The 15,808-nt window shown below is 31.8% G+C and carries 14 protein-coding genes; 1 reads left to right on the top strand and 13 read right to left on the bottom strand.

Annotated features, from left to right (window positions below):
- Positions 1 to 15 precede the first annotated feature (15 nt).
- Complete coding sequence (locus A7L45_RS04845; RefSeq protein ID WP_071611715.1) at positions 16 to 2,013, top strand: FAD-dependent oxidoreductase; 1,998 nt, start codon at positions 16 to 18, stop codon at positions 2,011 to 2,013.
- A 213-nt stretch (positions 2,014 to 2,226) separates the two neighbouring features.
- Here the strand turns inward: A7L45_RS04845 and rhaA are convergent, their stop codons facing one another.
- The 13 genes from rhaA to A7L45_RS04780 form a co-directional block, all read right to left on the bottom strand.
- Positions 2,227 to 3,483, bottom strand: coding sequence for an L-rhamnose isomerase (gene rhaA, locus A7L45_RS04840; RefSeq protein ID WP_071611714.1), 1,257 nt, complete (start codon positions 3,481 to 3,483; stop codon positions 2,227 to 2,229).
- A 48-nt stretch (positions 3,484 to 3,531) separates the two neighbouring features.
- Positions 3,532 to 4,965 carry a rhamnulokinase gene (gene rhaB / locus A7L45_RS04835; RefSeq protein ID WP_071611713.1) on the bottom strand — a complete coding sequence of 478 codons (1,434 nt, stop codon included), beginning with the start codon at positions 4,963 to 4,965 and terminating at the stop codon, positions 3,532 to 3,534.
- 145 nt (positions 4,966 to 5,110) lie between these two features.
- A complete protein-coding gene (locus A7L45_RS04830) occupies positions 5,111 to 6,109 on the bottom strand; it encodes an AraC family transcriptional regulator (RefSeq protein ID WP_071611712.1) in 999 nt (332 codons plus the stop codon).
- Positions 6,110 to 6,237: 128 nt separating this feature from the next.
- The gene (locus A7L45_RS04825; RefSeq protein ID WP_071611711.1) at positions 6,238 to 7,527 is read right to left on the bottom strand and encodes an MFS transporter; all 1,290 of its coding nucleotides are present in this window, start codon (positions 7,525 to 7,527) and stop codon (positions 6,238 to 6,240) included.
- Positions 7,528 to 7,546: 19 nt separating this feature from the next.
- Positions 7,547 to 7,861, bottom strand: coding sequence for an L-rhamnose mutarotase (rhaM, locus tag A7L45_RS04820; protein WP_071611710.1), 315 nt, complete (start codon positions 7,859 to 7,861; stop codon positions 7,547 to 7,549).
- A 262-nt stretch (positions 7,862 to 8,123) separates the two neighbouring features.
- Entirely contained in the window at positions 8,124 to 8,969 is an 846-nt protein-coding gene (locus A7L45_RS04815) for a (Fe-S)-binding protein (protein WP_071611709.1), read from the bottom strand.
- Between the two features lie 84 nt (positions 8,970 to 9,053).
- Positions 9,054 to 9,491 carry a MarR family winged helix-turn-helix transcriptional regulator gene (locus A7L45_RS04810; protein WP_071611708.1) on the bottom strand — a complete coding sequence of 146 codons (438 nt, stop codon included), beginning with the start codon at positions 9,489 to 9,491 and terminating at the stop codon, positions 9,054 to 9,056.
- Positions 9,492 to 9,864: 373 nt separating this feature from the next.
- A complete protein-coding gene (locus A7L45_RS04805; RefSeq protein ID WP_071611707.1) occupies positions 9,865 to 11,616 on the bottom strand; it encodes a methyl-accepting chemotaxis protein in 1,752 nt (583 codons plus the stop codon).
- A 171-nt stretch (positions 11,617 to 11,787) separates the two neighbouring features.
- On the bottom strand, positions 11,788 to 12,894 hold the full coding sequence (locus tag A7L45_RS04800) for a cysteine peptidase family C39 domain-containing protein (protein WP_071611706.1): 1,107 nt from the start codon (positions 12,892 to 12,894) through the stop codon (positions 11,788 to 11,790).
- A gap of 121 nt (positions 12,895 to 13,015) precedes the next feature.
- Complete coding sequence (manZ, locus tag A7L45_RS04795; protein WP_236900482.1) at positions 13,016 to 13,801, bottom strand: PTS mannose transporter subunit IID; 786 nt, start codon at positions 13,799 to 13,801, stop codon at positions 13,016 to 13,018.
- A 122-nt stretch (positions 13,802 to 13,923) separates the two neighbouring features.
- Positions 13,924 to 14,691 carry a PTS mannose/fructose/sorbose transporter subunit IIC gene (locus A7L45_RS04790; protein WP_071611705.1) on the bottom strand — a complete coding sequence of 256 codons (768 nt, stop codon included), beginning with the start codon at positions 14,689 to 14,691 and terminating at the stop codon, positions 13,924 to 13,926.
- A gap of 20 nt (positions 14,692 to 14,711) precedes the next feature.
- Positions 14,712 to 15,194 (bottom strand): PTS sugar transporter subunit IIB, encoded by a 483-nt coding sequence (locus tag A7L45_RS04785; protein ID WP_071611704.1) that lies wholly within the window; start codon positions 15,192 to 15,194, stop codon positions 14,712 to 14,714.
- 22 nt (positions 15,195 to 15,216) lie between these two features.
- Positions 15,217 to 15,642 (bottom strand): mannose/fructose/sorbose PTS transporter subunit IIA, encoded by a 426-nt coding sequence (locus tag A7L45_RS04780; protein WP_071611703.1) that lies wholly within the window; start codon positions 15,640 to 15,642, stop codon positions 15,217 to 15,219.
- Between the last annotated feature and the right edge of the window lie 166 nt (positions 15,643 to 15,808).

Raw genomic sequence — 15,808 nt, 5'->3', positions numbered from 1 at the left:
ATAGGGGGTATTATTTTGAAAAAAAAGTATGAAATTCTTTTTCAGCCAATGAAAATAGGTAAATTAGAAATTAAAAACAGATTTGTTATGGCACCAATGGGTCCTGGTGGATTATGTGACGCCGATGGAACTTATAATGAACGTGGAGTAGAGTATTACGTTGAGAGGGCTAAAGGCGGTACCGGATTAATTATTACCGGAGTAACTATGGTCGAAAATGACATTGAAAAGTGTGCTTTACCATCAATGCCTTGTCCAACACTTAATCCTTTGAACTTTGTTAAAACAGGAAAAATTATGACTGAAAGAGTACATGCTTATGGGGCAAAAATGTTTCTGCAGTTGTCAGCTGGATTTGGAAGAGTAAGTATACCTTCAATTGTAGGCAAAACCGCAGTAGCACCATCCCCAATTCCTCACAGATGGCTTGATGGAGTTACCTGTAGAGCATTAACTATAGAAGAAATACAAACTTATATTACAAAATTTGCGCAATCAGCTGTTATAGCTAAAAAGGCTGGTTTTGACGGTATTGAAATTCATGCCGTACATGAAGGTTATTTACTTGATCAATTTGCAATTTCATTTTTTAACAATAGAACAGATGAATATGGTGGAAGTTTAAGAAATAGACTAAGATTTGCTATAGAAGTTGTACAAGCGATAAAAGAAGCATGTGGACAGGATTATCCAGTTTCACTACGTTATAGCATTAAAAGTTTTATTAAAGATTGGAGACAAGGTGGCCTTCCTGGTGAAGATTTTGAGGAAAAAGGTAGAGATATAGAAGAAGGAATTGAGGCAGCTAAAATTCTTGAAGAAGCTGGTTATGATGCTTTTAATGGAGATGTAGGTTCTTATGATTCTTGGTATTGGAGTCATCCACCGATGTATCAGAAAAAAGGTATGTATTTAGAGTACAATGAAATATTAAAAAAAGTACTTAAAGTTCCAGTAATTACTGCTGGTAGAATGGAAGACCCTGAACTTGCAAGTGAATCTATCCTACAAGGAAAAACAGACATGATTGCGCTTGGGAGACCTCTTCTTGCAGATGCTGAAATACCTAATAAGATAATGGCTGATAAATTTGATAAGGTAAGACCTTGTTTATCTTGCCAAGAAGGTTGCATGGGAAGGCTCGCTACTTATGCCACAGTATCTTGCGCTGTAAACCCAGCTTGTGGAAGAGAAAATGAATATGGCATAGCTTCTGCTAGAAAAATCAAAAACGTTGTCATCATTGGTGGCGGGGTGGCTGGTTGTGAAGCAGCTAGAGTCTGTACTCTAAGGGGTCATAAAGTTACTTTGCTTGAGAAAAGTGATAGGCTAGGTGGAAATATTATAGCTGGAGGAGTGCCAGATTTTAAGGACGACGACAGAGCACTTGCTAAATGGTATACAGATGAATTAAAAGATTTAGAAGTAGATATACATTTTAATACAGAAGCTACTAAGGAAATCATAACTAATTTAAAATCTGATGTTGTAATTGTTGCTACTGGTTCAACTCCTAGAATTCTTAATATCGATAATTCTAGTAAAGTTTATAGCGCAGAAGATGTTCTTCTCGGAAGAAAAGATGCTGGTAATAATGTAGTAATTATTGGTGGTGGGCTAGTGGGTTGCGAGGCCGCTTTGTGGTTAGCAGATCAAGGCAAAAAAGTTACTATTGTTGAAATGCAAAGTGACATCTTAAAAGTAGGTGGCCCTTTGTGCCATGCAAATGAGGATATGCTTCGCGATTTAGTTAATTTCAAGAAAATAGATCTTAAATTTAATACAATGGTATCAACCGCTACTAATGAAGGTTTCATACTAAAATCAGGCGAAAAAGAAGAAGCTATAAAAGCAGATTGCGCAATTGTTGCAATTGGCTATAACTCACAAAAGAGTTTATACGATGAACTAAAATTTAAAGTACCAGAGGTTCATCTGCTAGGAGATGCAAGACAAGTTCAGAATATTATGTACGCAATCTGGGATGCATATGAAGTATCAAGAAACATTTAAATTAATTACATTTAGAAAAGGGTCAGCATTTGCTGGCCCTTTTCTAAATTCACTCATAATTTATATTCTATACTTAATCCAATTAACAACATTTTGGAAGCTTCAAGTCTGCCATCTTCTATAAGTGGCAGTTGTCTAGTCTAGAAAATTGCTTTGGTGGCAGTCTACATTTGCTTCCAAAGTTGTTAATATTGCAGCTCCGCAGGAGATGATTTAACTCCTTTTACTCAATTCAGTCCTTTCATAGTCCTTTACATTATCAAGCCATTTTTCTGCTACCGGAACATTATTCTTTTCACAATAATAATTCCATATATCTCCCATTGGATAGGTTTTGAACTCTTCCATTAAAGCTAATCTTTCTGTAAAGTTTCCTGTGTCTTGTAATTCTTTTAACTTATCATTAGGTGTGAGCATTGCACTTAGTAATGATTTTATCATATTTCTTGATCCGATTGTCCATGCTGCTATTCTATTTATACTGGCATCAAAGAAATCAAGACCAATAATTACTCTACCTAATGCATTATTTCTTACAATTTCTTTAGAAAGTTCTTTGATTTCATCATCAAATAATATAACATGGTCTGAATCCCATCTTACTGGTCTACTTACATGAAGTGCAACTTTATCATTAAATAACAGCATTGCAGATAATTTATCTGAAACAACCTCTGTTGGATGATAATGGCCTGTATCCATTAATGACATTATGTTGTTTCTTGCTGCATAACTTATATAAAATTCACTTGAACCTACAGTATAAGCCTCTGCTCCTAGGCCAAATACCTTTGATTCAACGCAATCAAGATTATACTTCTTATCTATTTTCTGCGAAAAGATTTCATCTAAAGATTCTTTAAGTCTCTTTCTAGGTCCCATTCTATCACTTGGAACATCTTTGTATCCATCAGGAATCCAAATATTTGTTAAACAAGTTTGTCCAAGTTCGCGACCAAAGTATTCTCCTATTGATCTCGATGCCATGCAGTGTCTTATCCAAAAATCTCTTATTTCCTTATTGGGACTAGACAATGTTAATCCATCTGCAGCTTTAGGATGTGAAAAAATGGTTGGATTAAAATCAAGACCTAATCCATTTTTCTTTGCCCAATCTACCCATTTTTTAAAATGTTCTGGTTTTAACTGGTCTCTTTCAACTACTTCTCCATCAGTCTCAGCATATATAGCATGTAAATTAACTTTATGTTTTCCTGGAATTAAGCTTAGTGCTTTATCTAAATCTTTTCTTAATTCTTCTCCATTTCTAGCTTTTCCTGGATAATTACCAGTTGCAGCTATACCTCCTGATAATGCATTCTGAGTTTTTTCAAAACCAGTTACATCATCTCCTTGCCAACAATGAATTGATATTTTCACCCTGCTTAGTTCTTCTAATATCTTATCTACATCTAGTCCCCATTTTTCATATTCTTTTTTAGACATCTCATACTTTTCTTTAATGTTCATTTATATTTGCCTCCCTTATAATTCATTCTATAATTGTAACTACTTAAATCATCTCCTGGGTCGCTGCACATTAACGACTTCATCGGGTTCAAATGTAATAATATTAAAAGATTCTTTAATAGCTCCTCTTGCTTCTCCTAAATCTTTAAAAATGTTATAACTTAAGAGCTGAGCTACAATATTCCCTATTGCAGTTGCCTCAACTGGTCCAGCTAAGACTTCTTTTCCAGTAACTTTCGCAACTAATTCATTTAATAAATTATTTTGGCATCCTCCACCAAAAATATTTATTCTCTTGAATTCTTTCTCAAATATTTCTTCAATATTTTGGACAGCGTTCTTATAACAATGAGCTAAGCTATTATATACACACATTGCTATTTCCCCAACATCGCCAGGAACCTTTTGATCCGTATCATAGCAATAATCCTTTATTTCATTTATCATATTTTCTGGTTTTAAGAATCTATCATCATTAACATCTACTATTGATGTAAAATCTGATTTTGTTCTTGCCAAATCTACGAGCTTCGCAAAAGAATATTTATTTTCAAGATTCCTTGAAACCTCTTGGATTACCCAAAGTCCCATAATATTTTTAATGAATCTAAATCTGTAATCTATACCACCTTCATTAGTAAAATTATATTCCATAGTTTGTGGTACACATAATGGGAATCTATTTTCAAGGCCAATTAATGACCATGTACCCGAGCTTAAATAAAGACTATCACTATCATTACATACTGATGATATAAATGCTGAACCAGTATCATGAGTTGCAGGAAGTACAACCTCCATATCAAATCCGAATTCGCGGGTTAACTCACCACGTAAACCACCAATTTTAGTTTTAGGTAATTTTATCTCTTGGAATATACCCTTTTTAATACCTAACTCATCTAAAATCTTCGGATCCCATGTTCTATCAAAAGAATTTACTAATTGTGTTGTTGTTGCATTAGTATACTCATTAAATTTTTTACCAGTAAGTAAGAAATTAAGATAATCTGGAATCATTAAGAAAGTTTTTGCTTTTTCTAAAATTTCAGGTTTGTTTTTCTTTATGGAAAGTAGTTGATATATAGTATTAAACCTTTGGAACTGAATTCCTGTATATAAATACATCATATCCCTGGGTATAATCTTAAACACTTCTTCCATCATACCTTCTGTTCTATCATCTCTATACGATACTGCATTTCCTATAACCTCATCATCTTTATCTAGAAGCACAAAATCTACAGCCCAAGTATCTATTCCTACACTCTTTGGAGTTTTTCCAAGTTCAACACACTTTTTTATTCCTATTTTTATGTTTTCAAATAATTTATCAATATCCCAACAATATTCATCAGAAACTTTACTAATTCCATTTTCAAATCTGTAAATCTCTTCTAATTTCAATTTTCCATTTTCAACTGAGCCTAGTATGTGTCTTCCACTTGAAGCACCAATATCAATGGCTAGATAATATTCCATAACATGCCTCCAATCTGTTGCAAACGTCTACTTCGCGTATAACTTTGTCTATAGCTAATATTTTAGTTTAATAGTCTAATTAATCCTATGTCCTACAAAGAGAATCTTACTGTCCTAATAAGCAATCAAACTATTACATTATTCTCTATTTTTTTCGATACTCATCAGGTGTAACCCCTACTTGATCTTTAAATTGCCTATAAAAATAACTTACGTTTGAGTAACCAACTTCAGTAATCACATCAATTACTGACATCTTTGTGTTATGCAATAAATATTCTGATTGTTTAATTTTCTTTTCTTTTACAAGTTCCGTTAAAGTTTTTCCTATGATTTTCTTTACTAATTTACCTATATAATCAGGATTATAACTAAAATGATCTGCCATACTTTTTAATGTTATAACCTTATAGTTTTTGTTAATATAGTTTAAAATTTCTGTAGATATTGTGGAATCAATTTTAGAAACCATTTCACTAGTTAGGTACTTTTTATAATCCCTTAGCAATTCATTAAAAAGTAGCATCATATAAGCACGGATAGCAGTTTCCATTCCATTTTTTTTATCATAGTATTCCATAAGTATCTGAATCATAAAATTACAAACTTTATCGTTTTCGGATGTTTTAAAATGAATGTATTGCTTGAACTTATTTTTACCGTATATTGCTTCAACAATAAAATTTGAGATTAAATCATTATCAGCAATTTGACTCATAAAAATCCAATCAAAAAATTCTTTTTTTATTAATACATTAATGGCAATATCATCAAAACCCGCAGCCTCAATACTATGTTCAACATTCATGTCTAGTAATAAAATTTCTCCCTTTTCTATTACTATTTTTCCACCTTCAATCACCTGATTTATTTTACCAGAATATACAAACATCATTTCTAAATAATCATGTTTATGTTTATCAAATTTTATAAACCTATCATGTTTATGAATAGCTATAACCTCTGATTCATTCATCAATTTTTCATTGTTTATTATCCACAAATCATTTTTAACTTTATTAGAGAAATGTTCCTTAAGTCTAATATCAACCTCTGAAGTTATTCTGGTATTATATAAATCATATGTGTATTTTTCTATATCATTTAATTGCTTTAATTTTTTATAAAGCTCATTAATATTCATATTACCACCATCACTTTTTATTTTATAATCCTTTATTTATTATGACCTTATGAATTTATTATAGCCTTATAAATTTAGTCTTACAATTTAAAGCTGGTGGTGATTATATTCTTATTGAAATTATTTTATTATAAATTAATTTCTCCATAACGTTCTTTTTCAATATCATCAAGTGTTCTTCCTGAAGTCTTAGGAGCAAATGCAATACCAACTATAGCACTAATTATAAGGAATCCTATCATACATGCTGCTGCTAATTGGAAACCAAACTTGCTCATAATAGTTGGGATAACAAAACTCCATAAACCAAGTGCTATACGAACAACAAAGAACATTGCCCCTTGAGCAGATGCTCTATATTTTGTTGGGAAAAGTTCACTAGCCCATAATTGATAAAATGGTTGTTGACCAAATCCACATGAAAGTCCATATCCAACAACAAATATTAATAACATGCTAGGTTTCATACTTGACGCTGGTAATAAAAATATTGACCATGCCCCGATTGCCATTATGGCTGATACCGCATAAATACCTCTACGACTTACCTTATCTCCAAGTCTCATAAATACAAAATAAGTACCAATAGCTGTACATGCAAATAAACCTGCTTGAAGTAAGTTAGCAGTTTCTGCTGAAACCTTACCAACTGTTTGATAAATTAATGGCATGAAAAATCCCATTGTACCTGCTGCCAAATTCCAAAATAAATATACACCAAGTAAAAATATTATTGACTTAAAATTTACTGGTCTTAATAAATCTTTAATAGTTACCTTTTTTAGTTGTCCTTTTGCTATAAGTTGTTTTTCTTTTTTCTTTTGATCTAACCAAGATTGTGACTCAGGCAAAGTTCTCCTTATTAACCAAGTTACAAGCGCCACTACAAATAAATGTCCAAAAACTATACGACTACCAAGAAGCCCTAAATGTCCTAGCGAAACTGATAGAATCATAACAATAACGGGACCTGCCGCCCATGCAAGTTGCGCTGTACCACAATGCTTTGCACGCTCTTTAGCAGGTGCTCCTTCTGCAATAGTTGTCCAAGAAGCCGGAATGTCAGCACCAACTGATAATCCTACGATAATATATCCAGTTAACATCATTCCAAAATTCTGTGAAAAAATAATAAATAACATGCCAAACATATAGAATATCATAGAGAAATTATAAACCAATTTACGACCATATTTATCACATATATAACCACCAATTAACGCACCAATAGCTGCTGAAACAGCATTCGAACTTAAAGCACTTAATAATCCAAGTTTCGCATCACTCATATGAAGATACGAAGTCCATAGTGATAAACCCGCAGCTCCAGCAACTATAGAACCTGCATCAATGTAATTTGCCATAGATGCTGAAATAGTGGTTTTCCAAGCCAGTTTATTTTCTTCTTTACTAATCATTTATTATTCCTCCTTTTTTTTAATTTAAATGGAATAATTCTTTTAACTCCATTGAAACTGGGCTATTATCCTCATTTGTTTCCATAACATCTTTCATATAGGCCCACCATTTTTGACAAATCTCGGTTGCATCACTTTTACTCCATAAAACTTCATCTTCAATTTCTAAATATGCAATTAGACTATTCGTCTCTGCATCCAAGAAAATAGAATAGTTTTTTACACCATACTCATGTAACATCTCAACCATCTCAGGCCAAATTACATCATGACGTCTTTTATACTCAGCATGAAACCCACTAAATACTTTCATTACAATACATTTACGAACCATTTAAAATTCCTCCCTATTTATAACTAACATCCCTTGATTTGTTTTATTATACGTTTACATAGGTAACATAAAAAAATCACTTTAAAATATCCAGCTACCTGTATACGATTACTGTATACGTTTGTAACTAAGTACAGTATATCTACTTAAGCAAAAACATTCATTAACCTTAAAAGTGCTGTTAACTATCAAAATCAGTTTTTTAGATAATTGAAAGATGTCATAACAATAATTTTTAATTATTGTTATGACATCTAAAATACTAACTAATTTTAATTGGATTTCTACCCTCACAAGGCACTCCCGTCTGACATAATCCACATCCCGATCCTGCCTTTGGACTTCCCCCATATGACTCTGCTAATTTTCTTGATTCGTCTCCATAAACATGTTTATAACATTTTATTTTATCATGTCCTTCTTTGGATATAGCGTTAACGGGACAGCGTTTAATACAAGCTCCACAAATACCTTTACTGCATAGCAAACAATTTTCTGTATGTTTTTTTGCTTCTCTAATGTCTGGCGTAAGTTTCAATTCAGTTACAACTGAAATTAACTTTACTGCAATTCCTTTTTCAGTAATAAAAGCATCATTTATTGAAAAAGTTCCAAGTCCAGCTACATAAGCTATATGACGTTCTGACCAATTTGATGTTGGCCCTGATTCTGTAACACTAATTTCAAACCATTCAGAATGATAAGGTGATAGAGTTCTATGTCCCATTTCAGTTAAACTATTCACTAAGTGCTTAACAAATTCCGTAATAAATACTTCATCTCCAAAAGTACGGGCCAATGACCATTCTCTTGACCCATGTTTTTTTTGTGTTCTGTTGCTCTTCCTAATCTTTTCATTTATAGGCAGTACTACACTTATAACTGTTCCTCCATTATAACTGCCTTCCCCAAAGGCTAACTCGAAAACCTCTTTTGGTGTAAAATGCTGATTACCAATTATTTTTTTATATTCTTCAAATAAAGGATCATCTGCAGCTGCAAATTTTATAATAGGTTCATCATAAAAATGGTCATTAATTTCTTCAAACCAGTTTCCTTTACTTTCCAATACAAATTTCTCAATTTCATTTTTTATTAGATTCTTCATTCTAGTACCCCCGTTTTCTTTATTATTTCAACAATTATTATATATTTTACTATTTGAGTGTATGTACACGCTTATCGCATAAAATTAAGGCACTAATGCCTCAATTTTAGCTAGTAATCTTGTTAAAGTATTAATATCTTCCTCACCTAAATATTGTTTAATATAATTTTGTGCTTCTACCCAAAGCGGCAATGCTACCTCTAAAATTTCACTTCCTTTATCCGTAAGTTTTAATTGCCGATTTCGTGCACCTTTTGTGGCTATATCTATAATAAGACCTCTAGCCTCTAGAGGTTTAAGATTTCGTACTATGGTAGTTCTATCTAGTCTAATTTCTAAAGCTATATTACTTACGCTTATAGGTCCTAAACGTTTTATATTGCTAATCAATAAATACTGACTTATCTTAAGCCCACTTGGTGCAAGCATTTCATCATAAACTTCAGTAATTGATAAAGACGCTCTACGTAAATTAATACAATTACATGTTGCTGACTTTTTATAATAAATCTTTCTTTCCATAGTATCACCTTCTTTGATTATAGTGTATTTACACTATAATCAATATACAGTAATTATATTTTTTTGTCAATAAATTCTTTTTACATTATAATTAAATATAATAGATAAATTCAAGGACTTAATGCCTCGTCCAATCGATCCTTCTAATTTACCACATTTACATATTGGTGGAATAGGGTTAATTAATATATGTATATGATTGCATTTAATGTATAAATAAAATGCTATTTCCACTATAACCAATGGCCCTAACGTAGGATCAACTATATTAAAGAGTGGATTAAGAACCTGAGGAAATTAATATAAAATAATAAGTCGCATAAAAAAATGAAGCCACTATGGCTTCATTTTTAATACTTACTATAATATTTATTTAAACATTAAACTTATTAGTTACATCTATTAGTTTCTGAGAAGTTTCAGCTTGGCTTTGAGCTGAACTTGCTACCTCCCCTATCGCCATTGTTATCTCATTTATACTATTAGATATATCTTCTGTACTAGCAGCTGATTTATCAGTAGTTGCTGATAAATTATCTATTGCATAAGTTACCTTATCTATAACTTCTTTCATTTGTTTTGATGTACTAGCTATTTCACTTGCCATATTATTAATAAAGTCTGCATCTTGATCATATTGAACTCCAGTAGTCATAAGTAATTGATAACTTGGTTTTACACCGGTTTCAAGGTACTCTAAAACTTCCTTACCACTTATAGATAAATTATTGAATGCCACTTCAATCTTATTTACCATGCTCTGAATATTTTCTACTGCAACAGATGATTGCTCAGCAAGACTTCTTACTTCATCTGCAACTACTGCAAATCCCTTACCCATTTCACCTGCTCTAGCAGCTTCAATAGCAGCATTTAATGCAAGTAAATTTGTTTGCTCAGCTATAGCCCCAATTGAATCTGCCATAACAGTAATATCCTTAACTACTTTTCCATCATCTATTGCCTTTAGTATATTCATACGATTTTTCTCATATATTTCATTACCTTGCTCTATATTTTTTGTAGCTTTTACTTTTATTTCAGCTGCTCTTTTCTTAATTTCTACTGCTGATTTAGAACTTTCATTAGCCTTATTAATTAAATTCATTGTTGTACTTTCAATTTCCTTTGTCGATGCACTAACTTCCTGCGTTGTAGCACTTAAATATTGAATTCCAGTGGTTATATGATCAGTCGATTCGTTAACAATATCCATTTTTGAAGAAACCTCTTCTGATGTTGCAGATAACTCTTCACTAGCAGCACTGATATCACTAGAACTATTAATTATTTCTGATATAAGTAATTTCATATTGTCTTTTGCTTTATTTAGCGCTCTAGCAAGATCCCCTATTTCATCTTTTGAATCAATATCTATGTCCTTAGTTAAATCTCCATTTCCCATATCTCCAGCAAAATTAACAACTTTTTTTAGTTGTCCTGAAATAGCTAAAGCTATAAAAAGTCCTAATATAATTGAGCAAGCAAATCCCAATACAGTAATTGTTATTATGATCATTCTAGACCCATTGAATGTTATATTGTTATCTGAGTAAAATGAATCGGCTTCTTTAACACTACTAGCATTCAGCCCATCAATGCCCTCAAATAAAGTTGCTCTATCTTTTGATGCCCCTGAGAGTTGACCTGCAGCTGATTTGAAATCTTTAGCTACTCCATAATCGACTGCCTTTTTCCCTGAAGCTAAATATCCCTTTGATGAGCTTTCAATTTTATCAAACAGAACTTTATCTTTTTCTTGATCTGCTTGACTCTTGTCTACCCTCATCTTCTCATTAGTACTTTTTATTATTGCAAATAAATTTTCATTTTTTTTAGTTAAACCCTCTATCTCTGCAATAATCTCTTCATCCTCACCTTTATCTTTTCTTTCTTTATAAACCATCTTAATTAACGCTGTTCTGATATCCGAATAATTTTGCCTTAATGTATTTACTTGTTCTATGCTAACTAAATTATAGTCATGTAGTAATGTTGCATTTGAATTAATTTTATTCATATTGTATAGTCCTAAAAAACCTACGCTTCCTATAAATATAGCCAGAAAGAACACTAGTGATAGCAATTTTGTTGAAATTTTTAAATTATTAAACATTTTTTTCATATGTAATACCTCCTGATTTATTGATCTTTTAGATTTATTATTATAGCACTTTCTTATTATATCGTTCACTATGGTATATTCTTGACTAGGTTTATCACAATTTTAAAACAAACCCTTATAAAATAAAAAATGGTGTACCCATAACTTTATGGGTACACCATTTTTGATTTATTAATTAGACATAACCTCGTAAGAAGCTTTTTCTAATAGTTTTCCGATTTGTTCTTCTATTTGTGAATTTTCAAATAAAAGGTCGCTTACTTTCTCTATGTTTTCGTCGTTCATGGTTACTTTAATAATTTTTAAAACTTTATTATAATTATCACTTACTACTCTAAACAAATTAGCTACTTTGCTTAAATCAAAATTATCTTTAAAAAATTCTTCAAAGAATTCAGCGTTATCTCTTCTTGAATATTCTAAAGCTTCAATTACCCATCCACTGTCAAATGTTTTTGTTTCTTTAATATGCTTTGCAAATGCTGCTATTGCTTGTGCTCCTGAAGCAGTCCTATCACTTGTTTCTCCAATAAGATTTTTTCCATTAATTTTAATTGCATTTTTAATCTCTTCCTTTTCTTCACTAGCCTTAAAAATACAAAACCCATATTTCCATGGTTTTTTAAACTTTGTATTCAATTTATTAGCGGCAGCAATTAATTGTTTGTTTGAAATATACTTCTTCTTTTCGTTATTAATTCCAAGAGTTTCATAATAATAAAACCCACTCTTATTATAACCTACTATAAGTTCACTTATTGAATAGAAACCTCTTCTCCCCAAAAGAGTAGCCATATCCACTTGTGCTAATACAGGATATCCCTTTGAAATGTAATACTTTACTGCATCTACAAATAATTTAGGACTGTTTGATGTACGATAATCCATATTCAATCCCAAAAATGGTGCAGAAATTTTTACACATGAAATGGGCTCTAGAAATGGTACAAAGTTTTTATTTAGCTTATTAAAACTAGCTCCATATGTATAACCCATAAGAAAGTTAATATTATTTATGGATATATTTTGATTTGTATTATTTTTGTCATTTATCATTTTAAGTGCAGCAGCCTCTTGATATTGTTTTTGACTTGATACGCTAACAAACCCGTCTATATTATATTTTTCAGGATATTTTAGTATTTCACCTGGTCTTATTGATTTAGGACTATAGGCCTGATGATAATATTTTTGTTGATAAAAGTTAAAAATTATGAAAAATAAATATATAATTAGTGCTATTACTACTACAATAATCGATACAATATTAACGATCATAGTTTACATCTCCTTTACAGATTAAAATATATAAGTTAAGACTATCCCTCGCTTAAGAAATAGCCTTAACTTATATTATAAAATCATTAAATGGCTTCTCAGTTTTTATTAGTAGCTCAAATTATTTTAAGAATCCACCCATATAACCTAATATACCCACAGCAAACATTCCAAATATTATTGTCATAGGATTAACTTTTTTCTTTAATAATTTCATGCAACCAAAAGTTAATAATAATGGAAGTAATCCTGGAATTAAAGAATCCAAAATAGTTTGAACTGTAGTAACAACCATTTTACCATCAGCACCTTTAATTTTTGAGACTACTAATGGTACATTAATATTAGTCCATTTACAAACTAGTGCTCCCATTATAAATAGTCCTGCTATTGAAGCACCTTCAGTTATTTTCTGCAACGTGTTACCAGATGCTTCTGATACAATCGCTGTCCCTTTTTCATATCCAAATTTAAGTCCAAACCATAATGTAAGTATTCTACAAATATTAAATGGTATAAAGAAAAGCAATGGTCCTAGAATGCTTCCAGTAAGTGCAACTGATGCACCTAATGCTGCGAAAAGCGGTCTTAATGTTCCCCAAAATACAGGATCGCCTACACCTGCAAGTGGTCCTATAAGTCCAATCTTTACACCACTAATAGCTGCGTCATCAATTGGTGCTCCAATAGCTCTTTCTTGTTCCATAGCTGCTGTAACACCCATGATAGGTGCAGCCATATATGGAGTAGTATTAAAAAATTCTAAATGTCTTTTTAGTGCTGCTGATTGATCTTCTTTAGTTGTATAAAATCTCTTTATAGCCGGAATCATACTTACACAAAAACCCATACTTTGATTTCTTTCAAAGTTAAATGATCCTAATATAAACCATGAACGCCAAAACATGCTTTTTAAATCACCTTTGGTTAATCTATTTTCGCCCTTAGATATTTCCTTCGCTTTCAATGTTTTGTCATTCCCAATGTTATTTTTAGTTAAATTACTTTCGCTCATATTATCTCCCCCTTTTACAAATCATCTAATTCATCATAAACTTGAACTTGACTATATTTTGGATTTAATTGGATATAGAATATAGCTACTGAAACAGCAAGTATTCCGAATCCAACAAGTGTAAATGACGTAAATGCTGCAATTGAAAAACCAACTAAGAAGAATGGCATTAAGTATTTTGCTTCCATCATGTTAATTACCATAGCATAACCAACAACAACGATCATTCCACCAGCAATTTGTAATCCTCTTGTTATAGGTAGAGGTATTGCTGCAAGCATTGCAGTAACTCCGCTAGTACCAGCTACAGCTGCTACTAGCGCCGCTGGGATTGCAATACGAAGACCTTGCAATATCAATGCTCCAAAATGAGCGATTTCTATAGCTCTAAAATTACCGTCTTCAGCATATTTATCACAACGATGTTGAAAAAATATTGTTATAGTTCTAACAAATATCGTTAAAACTTGCCCAGCTGCTGCGATTGGAATTGCAATTGCTATACCTGTACCAATTGGCTGATTACCTGTTATTACCAAAATAGTTGCAATAACACTAGCAAGTGCACTATCTGGTCCCATAGCCGCTCCAACGTTCATCCAACCTAGAGCTAAAAGTTCTAATGTACCACCTAAAATAATTCCTTTTTGTAAATCCCCTAAGACAAGACCAATTAAAGTACATGCTATAATCGGTCTGTGTGTTTGCATACTGTCAAGCACACTTCCCATGCCTGTTATCATAGCGACAACAAGTACTAAAATAAATTGAATAGTAGTCATAAATAACCCTCCTTTTAAATTTATAAATCCTTTATTTTACTCATTACATCAATTTTCGAATCACTTGCAATTTTTCTTAGTTCAAGTTCAATTCCCAATTCATGTATTTTATTTAGGGCATCAATATCTTCAGGTCCAAGAGAAACTGCACCGCTTATCTGTGTTCTTCCAGTTTTAAAACACATTCCTCCAAGATTTACTGATTTCATAACCATACCACCTTCAATAAGTCTTAAAACATCTCCAGGCTTTACACATAATATTAGTGCTTTAAAAGAATCATATTTTGGATTTTTGTAAACCTCTAGTACCTTATCAATAGGTAATACATAAGCTTTTACTCCTGGAGGTGCAACTTTTAAAAGTAATGTTTTTCTCAATTTGTCTTCAGCAACCTCATCACTACACACAAATATTTTATTACACCTTGTTTCTTTTACCCATATACTTGCAACTTGGCCATGTATTAATCTGTCATCTATCCTCACAAAGTTTATTTCCATTTTTAATTCCTCCTGTTAAATATTATAATAGCTCTTCATCATCCTCTGTCTCTGAAAAAACTTCTCTTAATGATTTTATTCCTTCAGCTCCTGCTCTTTTACCTATACTCACTAGCTCTTCAAGATTAGAAAATCCTCTAGATCCATAAATTTCAAGTAGCATTGGTAAGTTAATACCAGTAAGAACATCCATGTTATCGTTTTCTGTTACTATTCTACTTGCTGCATTAAATGGACTTCCTCCAAACAAATCCACTAAAAAAAGTACTCCATCTTTACAATCTAATTTTTCTGATTCATTTTTATACTTTTCTACAAGATCGTCAAGCCCTTCACCTGTCTCAAAAGTAACTGATGAAACGTTTTCTTGCATGCCAAATATCATTTCAGCTGATCTCAATATTTGTTTTGAAAAACTTCCGTGCGTTCCAACAATAATAGCCACCATGTTAACTCCTCCATTTCCTAATACAATTTTTTACTTAACACTTATTACTAGAGCAATCACCCCTCCACAATAGTATTGTTTAAATCACATTTTGTTCCAATAAGAATTGTTTTTTATTAATTACTTAAGTTACTTCCTCCATGCATGATAACGTTATCAGCTAAGG

The organism is Clostridium estertheticum subsp. estertheticum (genome assembly GCF_001877035.1).
Lineage (GTDB): Bacteria > Bacillota > Clostridia > Clostridiales > Clostridiaceae > Clostridium_AD > Clostridium_AD estertheticum.
Note: the sequence above shows the minus strand (reverse complement) of the source record. Positions and strands in the feature narration are given on the sequence as shown.